We start from the raw sequence: 17,866 nt of genomic DNA, 5'->3' as shown, positions 1-17,866 counted from the left end.
CCCCTTCTGCCACCAAAAGCCAAATTTTCACTATCACAGCTCAAACAATAAATTTAATCACCTCAAACACGGCGGATGACACCCACTTCTTCTTAAACTAAAGTAAAATTTATAAAAAACCCTACTGAAAAGATCCTTGCCAAATTTCAAACACTGCTTAGCTTTGCTATTAAAAATGCAGTTACAATGCAGTGGACCTGCTAGCAAAAAGGGATTTATTTCAATGTAAAAAAATGTGAAATTGTTTAAAAATTTGCGTGATTTTTGAAAATCGCTGATATGTTTTTTGCCAAGATTAACGAGCTTTATGCATGGGACAAGGCATCAGCGTTTTTCCTTTGTAGTGAATTTTTGCCGCATTATAAACGCTATTTGCCAAATTTTTGTTTAAAGTCTGGGCGCTACTAAATTTCACGCCCAAAGTTTTTAGTCTTTTTTGCCTTTATTTAAAGATTTTAGCTTAGCGTCCAAATCAGCTGTAAGCATAGTAAAGACCTTATTTGTAAGCTCCTGAGTTAAATCCTTGGCCTCTTGCATAGTCTTTTGACTAAATTCATTTAAGAGTTTGTCCGCTTTTTTCTTATCTTTTTTATAAAGTTTGACGTACTCATCTTCAAATTTAGCCTGTTTTACCGCCAACTCTTTTTCAAATTTAGCGTAGGCCTCTTTTACCACTGGCGAATACTTCTCATAGTCAGTCATCACAAGGGTTTGAAGCTTTCTATAAACCCAGTATATTGAGGTGTCATCAGCGTCGTATGAGCCATCTGAGTAGCCTTTTATAAAGCCATCAAGTCCCTCGTAATACGGCAAATAAACACTAAGATCAGCCATACCAAGAGCGACGTAAGTTACGCGACCGATCTCTTTTGGTAGCCAAGGGCGCACCTGCATGACGTGAGACTCGTATGTTCTAAAGACGCTTATGGCGCGGTAGACGTTTTTCTTATCTTCATCTTTACTAGCGTAGTTATCAAACGGCGTGCCGTTGTAGTGGGCTCTCATCGCAGCTTTTAGATCCTCAACGCTTAGCTTTTTCTCTGGTTTTAAAAATACTGGGAATTTCTGACCATCGGCAAAGTCTTGTTTTAAGCTTGGGTTAAACATACTTTGAACCCAGCAAACACGTGGATAGTTGTAAGTCACATCTCTCTCATCGTCTCTTGTATAGGCCTTTGTAAAGTTAAATTCGCCATCTTTTGCAGGATCATAAGTCTTATTGTCGATCGCAAATTTGATGACATCTTTTGCTCCCATGAAATTTGGATCATTCTCTTTATAAGCGTGAAGTCTGCCTTGATTTGCAGTGACGAAGTACTCATCTTGCGGGATCTTTGAAGCGATCCATTTGTGGCCTGTACCAGTCTCAAAGTACCAAAGCTCGTTTGCATCAATAAATACCACACCAAAGCCCTCACCAGCGCCTTTTGTCTCAACTATCTCGCCAAGGAGCTTAACACCCTCTTTTGCACTCTTCATACGTGGCAAAAGCACGTCTGGGATATCATCCTCTGTGATGCCACTCTCTTCGTTATATGGATCGATCTTTAAAAGCTCGTCTTTTGCGTAAATAGTCTCAGTGCCACTTAGTCCAACGCCAGCCTCATTGTAGCCGACCGCTCCGTGAAGTTTTGTGTGAGAGTTTGCGATGGTTGTGTATCTCATGCCATCTTTTGGAAGTGGATATGTAAAGTCATTTGCGCCGTCATGTGCCTTTGAGCTATGCATACCAGTTTGGTTTTTCTTTGCTGGATGGATCAAAAAGACTTGAGCCTTTATAGCCTTGCTATCAGCGCTCCTGGCAACCAGCATGGAGCCGTCATTTGAAGCTTTATCTCCTACTAAAATGGTAGTGCATGCCAAGCTACTTGTGCCTAAAATCGCACTCATAGCAACAATTGATGCAAGAATTTTGCCTTTCATTCTTTACTCCTTTAGTGAAATAAATTTCTTATATGTGATTATATGCCAAATTTAATAATTTAATTATAAATTTTAAAATTTTTTTAAGTTTAATGTAAATTTATTGCAAATTTTCTCTAAGTGAAATTTAAATTTTCTAAAGGTATTTTCGCTATAATCCAAAACTTACGCAATTGCGTATAAAATTTCAAAAAGGATTAGCATGCCAAAGATGAAAACCGTTCGCGGTGCTGCTAAGCGCTTTAAAGTAGGTAAAAATAAGATAAAAAGAGGCTCTGCTTTTAGAAGCCATATCTTAACAAAAAAACCTAGTAAGCGTATGAGAGACCTTCGTGGCCCACACTATGTGGATAGCACAAACGTCTCAGCCGTTCGCAAAATGCTCGGCGTATAAAGCAGCTTAGATTTAAGTTTTTGACAAAAAAGTCATTCAAACTCCCCCAAATTTAGGGGCAAGACTCACTTAGTGAGCGCCAATTTGTAAAAGGATAAATATGGCAAGAGTAAAAACGGGCGTAGTTAGAAGAAGACGCCATAAGAAAGTTTTAAAGCTAGCACGTGGCTTTTTCAGTGCTAGACATAAACACTTTAGAAAAGCTAAAGAGCAACTAGAGAGAAGTTTAGTTTACGCATACCGCGACAGACGCCAGAAAAAACGTGATTTCAGACGTTTATGGATCGTTCGTATCAACGCAGCTTGCAGACTAAACGACATTAGCTATTCAAGATTTATCAACGGCTTAAACAAAGCTAAGATCGAACTTGATAGAAAAATTTTAGCTGATCTAGCTATGAATGACGCGAAGGCATTTGCGGCACTTGCAAAACAAGCAAAAGATGCTTTGAAATAACACCTTTTCTCCGCTTCGGCGGAGATCTTCTTTTTTTTAAATTTCTATTCAAATTTTTATTAAAATTTATTTTTCGAAATTTTTTTAATTAGTTATTTTGTATTCAAATTTTAAATTAATACCACTATAAAATTTTACTTCATCAGCTAGGTGCAAATTTAGTAATATAAATTTGAAAAATTTGCTTACCATTACTAGCCAAACTAGCCAAGAGCAAGTATAAAACTCGCTCTAAATAGCTAAATTTCAATACTCGTATCAAAGCAGTGTTTCACCGCTCCACTAAATAAAATTTTGCCGCTTTCTAGTCTAAGGCCAAGTTCCTCGCCACTTTTTGGATAGACTTTTAGGCATTGCGCTGCGTTTAAATTTAAAGTAGCGCCGTAAAAGCAAGCCGCCATGCCAGTGCCACAAGCTAGCGTCTCGTCCTCTACGCCCTTTTCGTAGGTTCTAACCTTTAAAACTCCACCCTCAAATTTGGCTAAATTTACATTTGCGTTGTACTTTTGGCGAAGCGCCCTGCACTCTTTGACGTCAAATTCATCTAAATTTTGCGTGAAATTTACAAGATGAGGCACGCCAGTATCGTAAAAATACCAAGTTTTGCCGCCTTCATTTAGTGGCTCGCTTAAAATTTTTGGACTTGTTAGCACAACCTCGACACACTCATTTTTAACACTTGCCACAACCTCGCCGCTACCAGTTAGCAAGACAAATTCGTTTGAACTAACAAGACCATTTAGATAGGCATATCTAGCAGCCGCGCGCGAGCCATTGCCACACATCGCAGCGTAGCTTCCGTCGCTGTTGTAAAACTCCCATTTCACGCCCTTTTCGTAAGGCAAAAGTACTATTAGCCCGTCAGCTCCCACGCCGTTTGTTCGGCTACAAATTTGCCTTGCTAGCTCGCTTCTGTCTTTGCTCAAAAATGTATGAAATATGACAAAATCATTACCGCTAGCGTTGTACTTTGAAACTTGCATTATTTTTCCTTTAAAATTGCTCTACTTTTTGCCAAATTTATATAAGCTCAGCCATAAATTTGCCTTAGAAATTTCTCTAGTTCTTGCTCTAAATTTTCTTTATCACCACTATTATCTATGATAAAATTTGCTTTTTTTCGCTTTTGCTCGATATCCATCTGAAGCTCCACTCTTGCTTTTGCATCCTCTAAACTTAGACCGTTTCTGCTCATTAGACGCCTTAGTAAAAGCTCTTTTGGTGCGTAAATCACGGCTACATTTTTAAACTCAGCGTAGAGATCCTCTTTTTCAAAAAACAAAGGGATATCGACAAAATAAACCTGTCCCAAGCACTCAAGCTTTGTAGCGCAAGATAAAATTTCTTCCTTTATCTTTGGATGCAAAATTTGCTCTAAAATTTTTAATTTTTTTGGATCATTAAAAACAATGGCACCTAGTTTTTTGCGCTCTATCTTGCCAGTCTCATCTAAAATTTGCTTGCCAAAAAATTCCACTATCTCACATTTACAAATTTCAAGCTGTTCATGAGCGATCACGTCCGCATCAATCACGCTAAAGCCTCGCTCTTTTAGCAAATTTATAGCCGTACTTTTACCGCTAGCAATAGAGCCTGTAATAACATAAGCGTTTGGAAATTTCTGCAAACTCGCTCCATTTTTGAAAATTGATGACAATTTTAGCAACTTTTGGCTAAAGTTTTAAAAAATTACAAAAAAGGGCAAAGATGATAAGCTATAAAGATGCTGGAGTGGATATAGATGCTGGAAATAGCTTTGTTGAGGCGATAAAGCCTTTCGTAAAATCTACACAAACACCAAACGTCATAGGTGGCATTGGGTCATTTTCAGGAGCAGTCAGACTACCAAGTGGGTATAAAAATCCAGCTATTTTAGGCGCGACCGATGGCGTTGGCACGAAGCTTCGCCTAGCTATCGACGCTAAGAAATTTGACGGCGTTGGCGAGGATCTAGTCGCAATGTGCGTAAATGATCTCATCTGCAACTTCGCCACACCACTCTTTTTCCTCGACTACTACGCGACTGCAAAGCTTGAGATAGAAAGCGCCAAAGAGGTAGTAAAAAGCATCGCAAATGGCTGCAAAAAGGCGCAATGCGCACTTATTGGTGGTGAGACAGCTGAGATGCCATCGATGTATGAAAAAGGCGACTTCGATCTTGCTGGATTTGCCGTTGGTATCGCTGAGGCTGATGAGATCGATAGGAGCAAATTTGTAAAATCTGGTGACGTTTTAGTCGCACTTCCAAGTAGCGGTCTGCACTCAAATGGCTTCTCTCTTGCAAGAAAAGTAGTTAGCGAGCTTGGACTAAAATTTGATGAAAAAGTAGGCGATAAAAAGCTCATCGACGTACTTCTTGAGCCAACTAGAATTTACGTGAGCGACTTTTTAAGATTAAAAGATAAGATCACAGCAATGGCTCACATTACCGGTGGTGGCATAGTTGAAAACTTACCTCGCGTCTTCCCTGCTGGGCTTGGCGCAAAGGTGCAAAAAAACGCTATAAAAACGCCTGAAATTTTTAAAATCATCGCTCAAAAAGTAGAAGAAAGCGAGATGATGAGAACCTTTAACATGGGCGTTGGCATGATATTGGTTGTGCCAAAAGAAAACGTAGATGCTGTCCTAGCTAGTAGCGATGGCTACGTGATCGGTGAAGTAGTAAATGGCAAAGGCGTAGAGCTAGTTTAATGCAAGAAAATAGCAAAAAACGCTTGCTAAAGACCGAAAATAAGAGCTTTTTTGATCTTAGTATTTATGAGTATATAGGCTGTTTTGGTGTACTAGAAAGCGATATCAAAAAACTTGATCTCTATAATCACTGGCGCAAAGTCTCACGCGCCTCTACTATGCTCTGCGTCACACATGATAATGGTAAGAGCGACAGCCTAGTCTATCTATACGACTGGGAGAAATTTAGCCGTATCTACATAAATACAGGAAATTAACTTGGCAAAGCAAAAGGCAAAAATCGCACCTATTTGGGCTAGAGCAAAGGCCTTTGTTATCGATCTTTTTATCATCGGTATGCCGATATTTTATGCGACAACATATCTTGTGCTTGATGGCAAAGAGGCATTTTTGCATAACCAAATTGCCATTTTTGGTGCAAATAGCTTGATCTCACTTATAATGTGCCTTTTTTTTAGCATAAAAGCACAAACTCCAGGCTATAAAGCACAAGAAATTTATCTGATAAACCTAAAAACTGGCAGAAAACTAAGCTTTTTTCACACCATCTTGCGCCAAATTTGCTTTGCCTTTGCTGGCTTTAGCATACTTGGGCTTTGCCTTTGTTTCTTTAGAAAAGACAAACTAAATCTGCACGACATCATCACTCACTCAGCTGCCGTGCAAAGATCAGAGGGATAAATTTTACTTCGCTCCATGCCAAAGTAGGCGATTTTTACCAAGTTTTGTATCTATGCTCTCTTTTATGATAGAGCAAATATACTCTTTTGAAAGTTGTATAGACTCCTCTAGGCTCTTGCCCTTTGCTAAAAAGCAAGCAAGTGCAGTTGAGAAACTACAACCAGTTCCACTCATCACAAGCGGATTAACAAGTGGGGTTTTAAAATTCCTTAGTGAACCATCTTTTTTATAAAGTGTGTCTATACTGCTATCTTCGCTGATATGTTTTTTTACAATGACGTCACAAGGCAAATCTTTATAATCATCACCAAAAAGTACATTTGCCTCATCTAAATTTGGAGTAGTTACTGTAGCTAAGCTCATTAGCTCTTTTAGCTTTGCCAACGCACTATCTTTTATAAGCTTGTGTCCGCTTTTTGAGACGCAAACTGGATCAAGCACTACTTTGGTGTTTTGAGCTAGTAAAAACTCACGCACCACTTCCATAATCTCTTCACTAAATAACATACCTATCTTAATCGCATCAAAGCTAAATTCTTCCGCAAGCGTATTTAGCTGATCTTTGACAAAACTAGGCTCTAAGCAAACTACACTCTTTACAGCATCCGTAGTCTCAGCAACCAAAGAAGTTACCGCTGTTGCACTATAACAATTAAGCCTAGCACATGTTTTTATATCTGCTTGAAGCCCAGCTGTGCCACTATTGCAAGAGCCTGCGATGATTAGAATTTTTTTCATCGTTTTCCTTTGAAATTTTTGGCTTATTATAGAGGATATTAGATAAATTTGAGTTTTCTAAAACAGAAGAAATTTGAGCAAAAAGCTCAAATTTATGAAAGTTTATTTAAGTCGTTATCGATATCTATATATATCGTAGTTGCATTAAGATTTGTATGCTCAAAGCTAGGATCTATCTGCTTATCGCTCTCTTTATGTTCGTTTATTTTAGTCAAAAGATCATCTTCTCTTAATCCATGCTCATTTGCTAAATTTGGATCTATTTCATTAAAACTAATATTTACGCTAGCCTCATCACTTAGCTCTTCTTGCTCTAAATTGGTTGCGCTAAGGATATCATCTACTTTTTCATTTATATGATCTAAAATCGATACATAATCATTGCCAAGAAGTGCTTTAAACAATGCGTCAGTATCTATGCTAGACTCACCAATATCATCACTTACTACGCTACTATCTAGCCAAAGAGTATCGTATCCGTTTATTGATATATCTTGTCCATCATTCGCAGTGATTGTAATACTTGAGCTTTCACTCTCGCCCTTTATAGCCTCTCCGATATATACTTTATCATTTACGTCTAAAACTCTTACATGATCATTTTGGTCTATCGCTATAACATCAGATGAAACGCTTTTAACTATACCAGCTACTGCTGCCATCTTCTTTATTCCTTATTTTTATTTGTCGGTATTTTAGTATATTTAATTACTTTTGTATATTGTACTATGGTACAAGGTGGCGATAATTCTAAATCATTCAGATTTTGTGATTAAAATATATCCACTCTCGCTGATGTTTTTAAATTTTACACCAAGCTCGCGTTTTAGGCGAAGTATCACATTTTGGATAGCCGCCTTGCTAACATCGCTCTCATAGACAAATTCTTCTATCATCTCATAAGTAACTAGCTTATTTAGGTTATAAGCAAAGAGCCAAAATATCTTATTTTGCAAAAAGCTAAGATAAATTTCAATGCCGTTTTTATAAATTTTCTCTCTTTTTAAATTTATACTCACCTCATCACTTAAATAAACTAGCTTTTCATCTCGTTCAAAACTTAAACTAATAAGCATTGATCTAAGATCCTTCATATCAATAGGCTTTTTTAAAAAAAGCATCGCCCCTTCCTCCATGCTTTTTATCAAATTTTCATCGCTATCATAAGAGGTAAAGACGATAAATTTTTGGTGTGGCTTTGTGCGCTTCATCTCATTCATCATCTCAAAGCCATTAAGCACTGGCATATGAATATCGCTCATCACGATATCAAAACCTTGCTTTTTAAATTTCTCCACGCCATCTTGTCCATTGCAAGCACCAATTACCTGCTCGCAATAAGGTTTAAGCCCGCTAATAATAAGCTCTCTTGCCATATCATCATCTTCAACTACCAAGACGGACGTCTTTTTTAAAATTTCTAAGACTTCTTGCATTTTAGTCCTTTAAATTTATATCAAAACTTAGCTCAAATACCGTTGGTTTTGCGTTATTTACGAGTCTTACGTCACCATTTAGCTTTTCTTGCGCTAGCTTTTTAGCAAAATAAAGTCCTATGCCATTTCCTTGCTTTTTGGTGGTATTTAGCCAAGTAAAAATTTTCTCACTCATTTGCTCGCTTACACCATTTCCATTGTCATAAACTCCGATGTAGCACTTATCTTCAAAGCTTCTAAATTTTATCTCAATGATACGTTTTAGTGGCTCATTTTTGTAGCTTTCGACAAGTGAGTCTTTTGCGTTGTGTATTAGGATTAGTAAAATTTGTTGGATTATATTTTCTATCTGACGAACTTTTTGTTCATTAAAGCCACTAAATTTTACACTCACATTTGCACGGCTTAGCTCTGTGTGCATGAGAGTTATTAGGTTTTTAACGCTTGTTTGCACCTCAAATTCGCTCACATTTTCAGCGCTTTTGTAAAAATTTCTAAAAATTTCAATAGTACTTGAAAGAAGTTTGACCGAGCTTTGCCCTTTTTCAAGTAAATTTATTAGCTCCTCATCGCTTAATTTACCTTCCTTTTTTAACATTATGCACGAGCTTAGCATTAGTTTTAGCGAATTTACAGGTTGAATGAATTGATGATTTATACCACTTATTAGCTCGCCAGCCTCACTCATTTTGGCTCTATGAGTCAGCAAAGTTTCATACTCATCTTGTATCTTTTTTATCTTGTTATACATAAAATTATGAAGAATATTTGCTAAAAATGTGAGCGCAACGAAGGCAAAGAGTAAGCTTAGAGCATTTTTTAAAGCTTCTTTTGTTAAAGCTGAAATTTCCTCTTCATTATTTGTGCCAGCTCCTATGAACCAATTTATCGTTGGTATCTCAGCTACTTGGATTAAATTTTGTCCTATTTTTAAGCTTGTAATATCTTCATCTTTTAAAAACAACTCTTTAAATTTCTCCTCGATCTCTTTTTTTAAAGCAAGATCAGGTATCGATGTTAAAATTTCACCGCTATGAGTCACTAAAAATGAGTAAGAATTTGGCGCAAGACTAAAATTTTTAATGCTATTAAAGATATTTTCTATACGTACGACGCCACAAAGTGCTGCTTTAAATTCCGCTTGTTTTGTGACTGGAACGCATAAATTTAGAGTTGAGCCTTTTAAAATTTTATGTTTTTGCATGAAATTTACGCTTGGGGCATTTGTATTTTTTGTCTCCACATACCAGATAAGCCCTGCTCTTTCACTCTTTGGCATAACTTCTTCTAAAATTTTCTCTCCATCTACAAAAATTTCTCCATCATCCCTTAAAAGCTGCATTAGATCAAATTCTTTTGCGTTTTGTTTAAAGAGCTTTATAAAGCCAGCTATCTTTTCATCGTCATCTACGATGCCTGCATTTTGTATAAATTTTGACGCACGAATGAGTGAATTTATCCGCTCATCAAGCCAAATTTGAAAGTTGTTTACGATATTTTTGCTAACTGCTATGTTATTTTTATCAGATAGCTCTATGATTTTCTCTTTTGCATTGCTATAAATATTTAGCCCAAGAAGTATTACAAAAAGGCTAGCAAGCAAGATGATGGCGTAGATTTTAATATTTTGTGATTTTAAATTAATACCCATATGCGCAGTATATCCTAAGTTAGCCCAATTTTGGGCTAACTAAATTCATTTTAAAAAGGATAAAAGCTTTGAAACGAGCATAAGTGCAAGCACTACAAAACAAACACCAAATCCGAGCAGCGTACAATCAGCCATCGACATAAATTTAGATGATGGCACAAGATACCAGCCGTCCGCATAAAGATCAACTATGCTCTTTTGCAAATCACTTAGCACCACGCCATCAGGCACCATAGGGCTGTCATATCCGCAGTCGCCTGTTGGCATAAACCAGTCAGGCGCCCACTTTTCAAGCGGCAAACCAAATGGATAGTGTGGCTCAGTAGAGCAGCCCTGCACGCCAAAAGGATCATCGCCATGCACTGCATCGTGAATTTTAGCTAGCTTTACACTATACATTATGCCCTGCACCGCTCCCCAAAAGGCAAAAACGTAGCCAACTAGAGCAAATAGCAAATTTTTTGGGTTTATCATAGCGATCACGCCACCAAGTGCCATACATAAAAATGCAAAACGTATATAGACGCACTGCTCGCAAGGAGGCATATAAGCGTAGTTTTGAAAGAGCGAGTGCGCGATAACGACAAGCCCAACGCTTACAAAGACTAGGATCGCCCAAGAGATGCGTGAGTCTTGAAATTTAGCCATTTTTCTAAAAAAGCTCATGTGACACCTTATTTTTTAAGAAGCTCTTCGATGAGTGCTGCCATGCCGTCAAGCGAGCTGATTGATTTTGTCATGATGAGATATTTGCCATTTACGACAAATGCTGGCACACCTTGAATTTTAGCCACGTCATAGCTCTCATCCCACTTTTTAAGTAGCTCAGTCACTTTTGGATTAGCTAGCTCTTTTTCGTAGTCTGCTTTACTAACGCCAGCAGCCTCAAGTCCAGTCTTTAAAAAACCCTCAGTATCTTTGCCGTCACTCCAGCGCTCTTTTTTGTCATGATAAGCCTTGTAGTAGGCAAATTTAGCCTTTTTAAATAGCGAATTTTCATCAAACAAGCTCACTCCCTTTGCCTCATCCATAACGATAAGCACGGCAAAAACCTTGCTCGCAACCTCGCCATAATCGCCCTTTGTCTTTAGGTGAAATGGCTCGTATTTTAGTCCAGGAATTTTCTCAACTACCTTTGGAGTGACGCTCTTGTCGTACTTGTAACAAAATGGGCAAGCGTAGCTAAAAATTTTAACTAGCGTATTTTGTCCCGCGCTTAGTGGCTTTTCAAGCTTGACGTAGTCCTCACCCTCGCTAAATGCACTAGCACTAATCACTCCAGCCACCGCAACAGCAAAGATAGCCTTACTAAATTTAGATAGAAAACTCATAACAATCTCCTTTAGATGATTTATTTTGAGTTATTCTACAACCAAGCTCAACCGCAAATTTAACGCTAGAATAAATTTTGGCTGAAATTTATAAGATATCGCATTGATTAAAAATTTAATTTTTACTAGAACTTATCTCATTTATTGCTGATAATGCATTCAAAGCACTTGGATAGCCTATAAATGGTATAAGTGTCGTAACAACGCTTATTAGTTTGGCTCTATCGTTACCGATACCAAAATTTGCAGCAATGTGCCCTAAAAGCTGTGGTTTTGCAAAGCCAAGAGTCGTGATATAGACAAATGTCAAAAGCTCCCTAAGCTCTAAGCTAAGTCCATCTCTTGCATAAAAATCGCCAAAGCAGTTTTGCGATAAAAACTCCATTATATGCTTTTGATCATTTGGCATTGATGCGATAAATTTATCAACCGATGGGAAGAGTTTTCTTTGTATCTCAAGGCCTCGTTCGCCTCTGCCTTCTCTTGATTTTTTAGGCATATTTTCAGGCTCTATATAGCGCTCATTAAAAATTTCATCAGCTAGAAATATATAATCTTCTACCTTGCCAAGCCCAGCATAAGGCACTGCTTGATATAAAATTTCTCTTATCTCTTTTGCTGATATGCCTACATTTAAAGCAGCCCTAATGAAGCTTTTAAATGAGCTTTTTGCGCCTTTACTCACGCAAAGAGAGGCGATGATAACCGAAAGCCTTGTTTTTTCATCAATATTTATCACTTCACTAATATCGCCTAAAAAATTTAAATAATCCTCTAAAAAGCTAGCATTGCTCTCTTCAAGCTCACTTTTTGATTCAAACCAATTTTCATAAATTTTCTTTGCATTGTAAGTTAGTGTCATAAGTTTTACTCCATTGTTTGGGGCTGATTATAAGTGCTAAAGCGTAAATGCCAGCTTAAGGTCCAAAAAGGCAAAAATTTTTAATATAAATTTAGGTTTTAAGCCATTATAAAGTTTATCGTGATTTTTATGTTATAAGATTTTATTACAATTACGAAGGACGCAATATTTTTTATTACTCCTTTTACCTATTTTAAGCCTTGGGCGTTCCAAGGCTTTTTCTAAATTTTATAAGCTTTATGAGTAGAGTTTATAAAATTTATCCAAAGGAGATGTTATGAAAAAGACTTTGAGTTGTGTTGCACTAGCCTCTGTGTTTTGCTCTAGCGCTTTTGCGATAGGCGGTCCAAGCGGAGCTAAACTTGACTACGCTATAACAGGAGCTATCGGCGAAGTAGTGGTAAATCCATACGATACTGCTCCACTTACAGCAGTCATCAAAAATGGCGGCTACACACTAAGCAATGCCAAAGTAACCATTGTGCCAAAACAAGGTGGTCAGGTGATAAGCTACAAAGTGGCTGACAAGCATCTTCGCACACATGGCGGCATCCCAGTTTTTGGCATGTATCCTGACTATCAAAACACCGTTGAGGTCGAATACGACAAGAGCTACAAAGGTAAGACCGAGCACATAAAAGAGAGCTATAAAATTTACGCCCCAGCTATCTACCTAGAAAGCTCAGGTACACCAAATCAAAAGGGCGCACTATTTGACAAGATCGAGGTTACTAAGCCAGCAAGCGCTAAATTTGCAAACCGCCTCTACTACGTAAATAACTTTGTAAATAAAACAGGCAAGGGCACAAAAGTCGTTTGGAACAACCCAGCTGGCGGTGCGATCGAGTGGAACTACAGCCCAAATAACTTCATCCTTGATACAAAAGGCGAGGTTAGATGGTATCTTGAACCAAGTAAAATTTACGATCTAAAGCAGCCATTTCACGCTGGCGTGATGATGGGCTTTAAGCAAAATGACGACGGCGCTATGACTTGGGGATATGGCCAAAGATACGCAAAATACGACATCATGGGTAGAGAAATTTTTAACCGCGAGCTACCAGCTAGCTACAACGACTTCTCTCACTCGATGGACGTAGCACAAAACGGACACTACTTCTTGCGCGTGGCAAATGCCGACTATAAAAGGGCTGATGGCAAAAATGTAAGAACAGTGCGCGATGTGATCGTTGAGCTTGACAGAGATGGCAACGTAGTTGATGATTTTAGACTATATGAAATCCTCGATCCTTACCGTGATATCGTGCTAAAAACGCTTGATCAAGGCGCAGTTTGCTTAAACATCGACGCTAAAAAAGCAGGCCACACAGCAAGCTCTGACGAGCTTCAATCTATGGATACGCACGATAAATGGGGCGACATAGTTGGCGCAGGCCCCGGACGTAACTGGGCGCACGTAAATAGCGTGGATTACGACCCAAGCGATGATAGCATCATCATTTCAAGCCGCCACCAAGACGCAGTTATCAAGATCGGCCGCGATAAACAAGTAAAATGGATCATGGGCGCTCACAAGGGTTGGAGCGATAAATTTAAAGATAAACTCCTTCAGCCAGTTGATAGCAAAGGCAACAAGATCGTCTGCGAAGATGAATACTCAAAATGCCCAGGATACGAGAGCGACAAAGGTGGCTTTGACTGGCAATGGACGCAGCACACTGCATTTAGGATAGATAGCAAGTCTAAAAAAGGCGAAATTTATCTAAGCGTCTTTGACAACGGCGACACAAGGGGCATGGAGCAACCAGCTATCGCTGGCATGAAGTACTCTCGCGCAGTCGTTTATAAAATAGATGAAAAGAAAAAGACCGTTGAGCAAATTTGGGAGTACGGCAAAGAGCGTGGCAAAGAGTGGTATAGTTCGGTTACTAGCCTTACGCAGTATCAAGATGACCTTGATAGTGTGATGGTCTACTCAGCCGTTGCTGGCATGCAGTTTGACATCGCAAAAGGCCGCCCAGTAGGACTTCCTAGCCCACACATTGATGAGTTTGAGTGGGGCGCAAAAGAGCCTAGCATCGAGATAAAGATGACAAATGCTATGGGCTATCAAGCGTTTCCATTTAGCTTGCAAAAAGCTTTTGAGAAATAATCTCTCTTTTCTCCCTTTTTTGCCAAGTGCAAGAAGGGGAGTCCTTGCTATAAATTTAATCTATCAATAATAGACAAAAATTCACATTCGCTCATAAATTTTAAAGCTCTAAATTAGAAATTTATATTGTAAAGATATTGTTTATTAAGGCGATAACATATAGTATTAGTACTTATATATAAAAATATATATTTAACATAAGGAGAAAAAATGAAAAAATTTTTCATGGCTTTAGTAGTGCTGTTTGCAAGCCTTTTGCTTAATGCAGCTGAGTTTAGAGATGTCAAAGATATTACTGGCGACGTCGTAAAAGTTCCCGCGAAAGTAGAAAAAATCGCTACGCTTTGGTATGCGAACAATCAAATCATATTAATGCTTGGTGGCGCGGACAAGATAGTAGCAACTACCGATCTTATCAAAAACAACAAATGGTTTGCGCACGTTTATCCTAGAATTTCAAGCATACCAAACGGCGTAAACGGCAAAGATTTGCAGGTAGAAGAGCTAGTTAAACTAAGCCCAGACGTCGTTATAGCCGCCGATAAAAAGAACAAAGAAGAGCTAACTAAAAACGGCTTTACCGTGCTTTATCCGTCATTTACGAATCATGCGGATATGAAAAAGAGCGTATCTATAATGGCTGAGGTCATAGGAGGCGACGCGCCGAAGATCGCTCAAAAATTTAACGAGTATTTTGACGGCAACCTTAAAAAAGCACTAAGCAAAACAGATAAGATCGCTGCGTCAGACAGACCAAAAGTACTTCACATAGCTGATGGTAAAAATTTATTCAAAGTTGATGGCACAAATACGATCATAGACGAGTGGATAAGGGTCGCAGGCGGCCAAAACGCGGTTCAAAAAGCAGGAAATATGCTTGAACTAAACGCAGAAGAGATACCTAACGCAGATCCCGACGTCATCATCGTAGGCAGAGCTAAAGCTCCAGAAATTTTACAAAAGATATACGAAAATCCTATCTACGCGGGCACCAAAGCCGTCAAAAATAAAAAAGTTTACGTAAATCCTACCGGCGTTTTTAGCTGGGATAGATATGGCGCCGAGGGAGCACTGCAAATTTTATGGGCGGCTAAGATATTACACCCTGAAATTTTTAAAGATATAGATATAGTAGCTGAAACGAAGAAATTTTATAAAGAATTTTTACACTATGAGCTAAGCGATGATGAAGTAAATTACATCTTAAATGGCTTAGACCCAACTGGAAAATAATTTATCCTTATGGCGGTAAATTTATCTACATTTACCGCCAAATTTTAATCCATTTTAAGCCTTTGTTTATCATCCAGACTTACTGATTAAATAACTAAAATTTTGTAGATTTGATGCTAGTTAAAAATATAAACAATTATAAAAATTTAATGATAAGAAAGAATATCCCAAAGGAATTTCCTTTGGGATTAAAGCGTTTTGGTTTAATTTTTAAAGATCAACGTGTACATCGTTTTTAACTTCGATTGTAGTTGTACCATTGCTATAAAGAGTATAGCCTTCGTTTGAGCTTGGATGACCATTGTCCCAACCACCATCAGTAAGTTTTAGCCTATCACCTTTGTCACCATCTATTCTTAGTGTACTCTCATTACTATCACGTAGTATATCTTGAACATTGCTAGCTGTAAGAGTTAAGTTTGTGTTTTCTCCATTAGTCATATCTAGTCTTTCGATATTTCTTACATGACTAAAATCTATGCTATTGTCAGCAACTTTTAATGTATCATATCCGGCTCCGCCGTCGATAGTCGTATTAATCAGCGTTGCGCCTTTGTCTACTATGATAGTATCATTACCGGTTTCACTCATTACGCTATCACCATATATAGAAGAATTTTCAAATCTAGCTCCAGCTTTGATATGGATCGTGTCATCACCGGCATCGCCCTCTATACTAGCGTTATCAAATTTTCCAGAGTTGACAAAAATTTTATCACCTCCTACTCCACCGTGTATGCCGCCGTCTTTAAATTCTGCTCCGTTAACATTTATTATATCGTCGCCAGCATCTGCATATACATTAGCTTGATTAAATTTAGCTCCACTTTCTAGAGTTATAGTATCTACACCATTTCCAGCAGCTATATAAGAGAAGTCTTGGAATATAGTGCCGTCTTTTATAGTGATTGTGTCGTTACCATCATCTGTTCTTAACTCGGATAAACCTCTATTATTGCTATTCATAAACGTAGTATTGGTAACCTCTACTATATCGTTATCAGCTCCGGTATTTAAAGTAGAGCTATCAAATACTATACGATCTTCATCAGTAGCACTCTTACCTTCGATCTTTATAATATCTTCTCCGGCACCAGCGTTTATAGAAGACTTTTCTAATTTTGCTCCAGAATTTATATTTATTTTGTCGATACCACTACCCATATCAACAATAGAATCTTTAAGTGTAGCATTACTTACTGTTAGTGTATCAACACCTTCACCCATATTTGCTGTAAATTTTGCTGTGGCTCCGTTATGTATATTTATCTCATCATCTCCACCATTGCCATCTATTGTTCCAGTCACGGTAAAATTTCCGGCAATGTCTATAACATCTTTATTATTGCTGCCAGCAATTTGTCTAACTTTCGCTTCACCATTTTGGTGAAAATTCATAACTTGCTTACCCAAAGAGTCACCAGACAAGATAGTTACGCCATCTATCACAGCGTCTCCAGTCACATTTAGGGTAGTTTTATCAGTTGTTTTACCGCTGTTATACGAAGAAGCACCTAGTTTTAAAAACGCACTGCTTACTTCGGCATTACCACTTATGTTTACTTTATCATCAGCTCCAGCACCTGCACCAATGAAGCCACCTTGGACTTTGGCATTACCGTTGATATTTATAGTATCGTTATCTAGATCTCCAGTAACGTAGCCTTCTACTCTAGCACCGTTTCTAACGTAAATTTTATCATCGCCGTGTCCGCCCTCGATCTTTTCGGCCACAGTGGCGTTATCTACCATTATAGTATCGACACCTTTATCGCCGTGCACAGATTTTACCTTAGCCTTATCGCTTATTGTTATCGTAGAGTTACCCGAGCTCACATCGCCGACTCGAGATACCTCGGTATTTTTTCCTGTGACTAATATAGTGTTATTTCCAGTTTCGTTATACATGTCGGCGGTTTTAGCATTTGCGCCGTAAACCCAGCCAGCTACTTTAGAGCCACTCTCTACAGTAATAGTATTGCTACCTTGATCTCCAGAAATATTACCTCTTACGTTAGATTGGTTTTGTACAGAGATCGTATCATCGCCCTCGCCGCCTACGATAGCCTCTTTGATATCATTACCCATATAATCTTTAGCAGCTCGTCCACTTACCGTAGAATTATTTACGGTTATACCATCATTTCCAAAACCACCAAAAATTTCTACTGCCTCAGCACCGTCTTTTAGATCAACGTTATCGTTTCCAACTCCACCATATACAGATTCTATTTTTGCGCCGTCTACGGTTATTTTATCTGCATTATCCGATCCAAACACTTTTAAATTTGGATTAGGATTTACTATCTTTGCTACTGAGCCATCATCTGGATAGTTTGAAGCTTTTGCTGTGCTA

Annotated in this window: 18 protein-coding genes; 7 read left to right on the top strand and 11 right to left on the bottom strand. The window is 38.2% G+C overall.

From position 1 onward, the window contains the following. Window positions 1-426: 426 nt before the first annotated feature. Window positions 427-1,923: a C69 family dipeptidase gene (locus CYO92_RS09195; RefSeq protein WP_103589287.1), complete on the bottom strand. Its 1,497-nt coding sequence runs from the start codon at window positions 1,921-1,923 to the stop codon at window positions 427-429. A 202-nt stretch (window positions 1,924-2,125) separates the two neighbouring features. Between CYO92_RS09195 and rpmI the strand changes: the two genes are divergently transcribed. Next, window positions 2,126-2,317, top strand: a complete 192-nt coding sequence (gene rpmI, locus CYO92_RS09190) for a 50S ribosomal protein L35 (RefSeq protein ID WP_054195943.1) — start codon at window positions 2,126-2,128, stop codon at window positions 2,315-2,317. A 100-nt stretch (window positions 2,318-2,417) separates the two neighbouring features. Further along, window positions 2,418-2,774, top strand: a complete 357-nt coding sequence (gene rplT / locus CYO92_RS09185) for a 50S ribosomal protein L20 (RefSeq protein ID WP_004317321.1) — start codon at window positions 2,418-2,420, stop codon at window positions 2,772-2,774. Window positions 2,775-3,013: 239 nt separating this feature from the next. Here rplT and dapF read toward each other — a convergent pair whose 3' ends face one another. Next, on the bottom strand, window positions 3,014-3,757 hold the full coding sequence (gene dapF / locus CYO92_RS09180; protein ID WP_103589286.1) for a diaminopimelate epimerase: 744 nt from the start codon (window positions 3,755-3,757) through the stop codon (window positions 3,014-3,016). Between the two features lie 47 nt (window positions 3,758-3,804). Further along, on the bottom strand, window positions 3,805-4,401 hold the full coding sequence (coaE, locus tag CYO92_RS09175; RefSeq protein ID WP_103589285.1) for a dephospho-CoA kinase: 597 nt from the start codon (window positions 4,399-4,401) through the stop codon (window positions 3,805-3,807). A gap of 80 nt (window positions 4,402-4,481) precedes the next feature. Between coaE and purM the strand changes: the two genes are divergently transcribed. Genes purM through CYO92_RS09160 form a run of 3 tightly spaced genes read left to right on the top strand, consistent with a single transcriptional unit; the run spans window position 4,482 to window position 6,146 of the window. Then, on the top strand, window positions 4,482-5,465 hold the full coding sequence (gene purM / locus CYO92_RS09170; protein ID WP_103589284.1) for a phosphoribosylformylglycinamidine cyclo-ligase: 984 nt from the start codon (window positions 4,482-4,484) through the stop codon (window positions 5,463-5,465). Then, a complete protein-coding gene (locus tag CYO92_RS09165; protein WP_103589283.1) occupies window positions 5,465-5,722 on the top strand; it encodes a hypothetical protein in 258 nt (85 codons plus the stop codon). Before purM ends, CYO92_RS09165 begins: the two co-directional genes overlap by 1 nt. A gap of 1 nt (window position 5,723) precedes the next feature. After that, the gene (locus CYO92_RS09160; protein WP_103589282.1) at window positions 5,724-6,146 is read left to right on the top strand and encodes an RDD family protein; all 423 of its coding nucleotides are present in this window, start codon (window positions 5,724-5,726) and stop codon (window positions 6,144-6,146) included. Window positions 6,147-6,149: 3 nt separating this feature from the next. On the opposite strand, the gene CYO92_RS09155 is transcribed toward CYO92_RS09160, so the two are convergent. From CYO92_RS09155 to CYO92_RS09125, 7 genes are all read right to left on the bottom strand, one after another. Next, on the bottom strand, window positions 6,150-6,884 hold the full coding sequence (locus CYO92_RS09155) for a hydroxymethylpyrimidine/phosphomethylpyrimidine kinase (RefSeq protein ID WP_103589281.1): 735 nt from the start codon (window positions 6,882-6,884) through the stop codon (window positions 6,150-6,152). A gap of 92 nt (window positions 6,885-6,976) precedes the next feature. After that, entirely contained in the window at window positions 6,977-7,546 is a 570-nt protein-coding gene (locus tag CYO92_RS09150) for a hypothetical protein (protein ID WP_103589280.1), read from the bottom strand. Window positions 7,547-7,639: 93 nt separating this feature from the next. Next, the gene (locus tag CYO92_RS09145; protein WP_084109786.1) at window positions 7,640-8,320 is read right to left on the bottom strand and encodes a response regulator transcription factor; all 681 of its coding nucleotides are present in this window, start codon (window positions 8,318-8,320) and stop codon (window positions 7,640-7,642) included. Window position 8,321: 1 nt separating this feature from the next. After that, the gene (locus tag CYO92_RS09140; RefSeq protein ID WP_103589279.1) at window positions 8,322-9,971 is read right to left on the bottom strand and encodes a sensor histidine kinase; all 1,650 of its coding nucleotides are present in this window, start codon (window positions 9,969-9,971) and stop codon (window positions 8,322-8,324) included. A 45-nt stretch (window positions 9,972-10,016) separates the two neighbouring features. Then, a complete protein-coding gene (gene dsbI / locus CYO92_RS09135; protein ID WP_103589278.1) occupies window positions 10,017-10,637 on the bottom strand; it encodes a protein-disulfide oxidoreductase DsbI in 621 nt (206 codons plus the stop codon). A gap of 8 nt (window positions 10,638-10,645) precedes the next feature. Further along, window positions 10,646-11,302, bottom strand: a complete 657-nt coding sequence (locus CYO92_RS09130; protein WP_103589277.1) for a thiol:disulfide interchange protein DsbA/DsbL — start codon at window positions 11,300-11,302, stop codon at window positions 10,646-10,648. 115 nt (window positions 11,303-11,417) lie between these two features. Further along, window positions 11,418-12,164 carry a carboxymuconolactone decarboxylase family protein gene (locus CYO92_RS09125; RefSeq protein WP_103589276.1) on the bottom strand — a complete coding sequence of 249 codons (747 nt, stop codon included), beginning with the start codon at window positions 12,162-12,164 and terminating at the stop codon, window positions 11,418-11,420. Window positions 12,165-12,441: 277 nt separating this feature from the next. Here CYO92_RS09125 and CYO92_RS09120 point away from each other — a divergent pair, with 277 nt between their 5' ends. Together CYO92_RS09120 and CYO92_RS09115 are read left to right on the top strand one after the other, a co-directional pair. After that, window positions 12,442-14,277 carry an aryl-sulfate sulfotransferase gene (locus CYO92_RS09120; RefSeq protein ID WP_103589275.1) on the top strand — a complete coding sequence of 612 codons (1,836 nt, stop codon included), beginning with the start codon at window positions 12,442-12,444 and terminating at the stop codon, window positions 14,275-14,277. Window positions 14,278-14,487: 210 nt separating this feature from the next. Then, on the top strand, window positions 14,488-15,510 hold the full coding sequence (locus CYO92_RS09115) for an ABC transporter substrate-binding protein (protein WP_103589274.1): 1,023 nt from the start codon (window positions 14,488-14,490) through the stop codon (window positions 15,508-15,510). 210 nt (window positions 15,511-15,720) lie between these two features. On the opposite strand, the gene CYO92_RS09380 is transcribed toward CYO92_RS09115, so the two are convergent. Continuing rightward, on the bottom strand, window positions 15,721-17,866 hold a 2,146-nt coding region (locus CYO92_RS09380; RefSeq protein WP_180997821.1), incomplete at its 5' end, for a hypothetical protein.

This window comes from Campylobacter concisus, assembly GCF_002913715.1.
In the GTDB taxonomy this organism is placed as follows: Bacteria; Campylobacterota; Campylobacteria; order Campylobacterales; family Campylobacteraceae; genus Campylobacter_A; species Campylobacter_A concisus_AG.
Note: the sequence above shows the minus strand (reverse complement) of the source record. Positions and strands in the feature narration are given on the sequence as shown.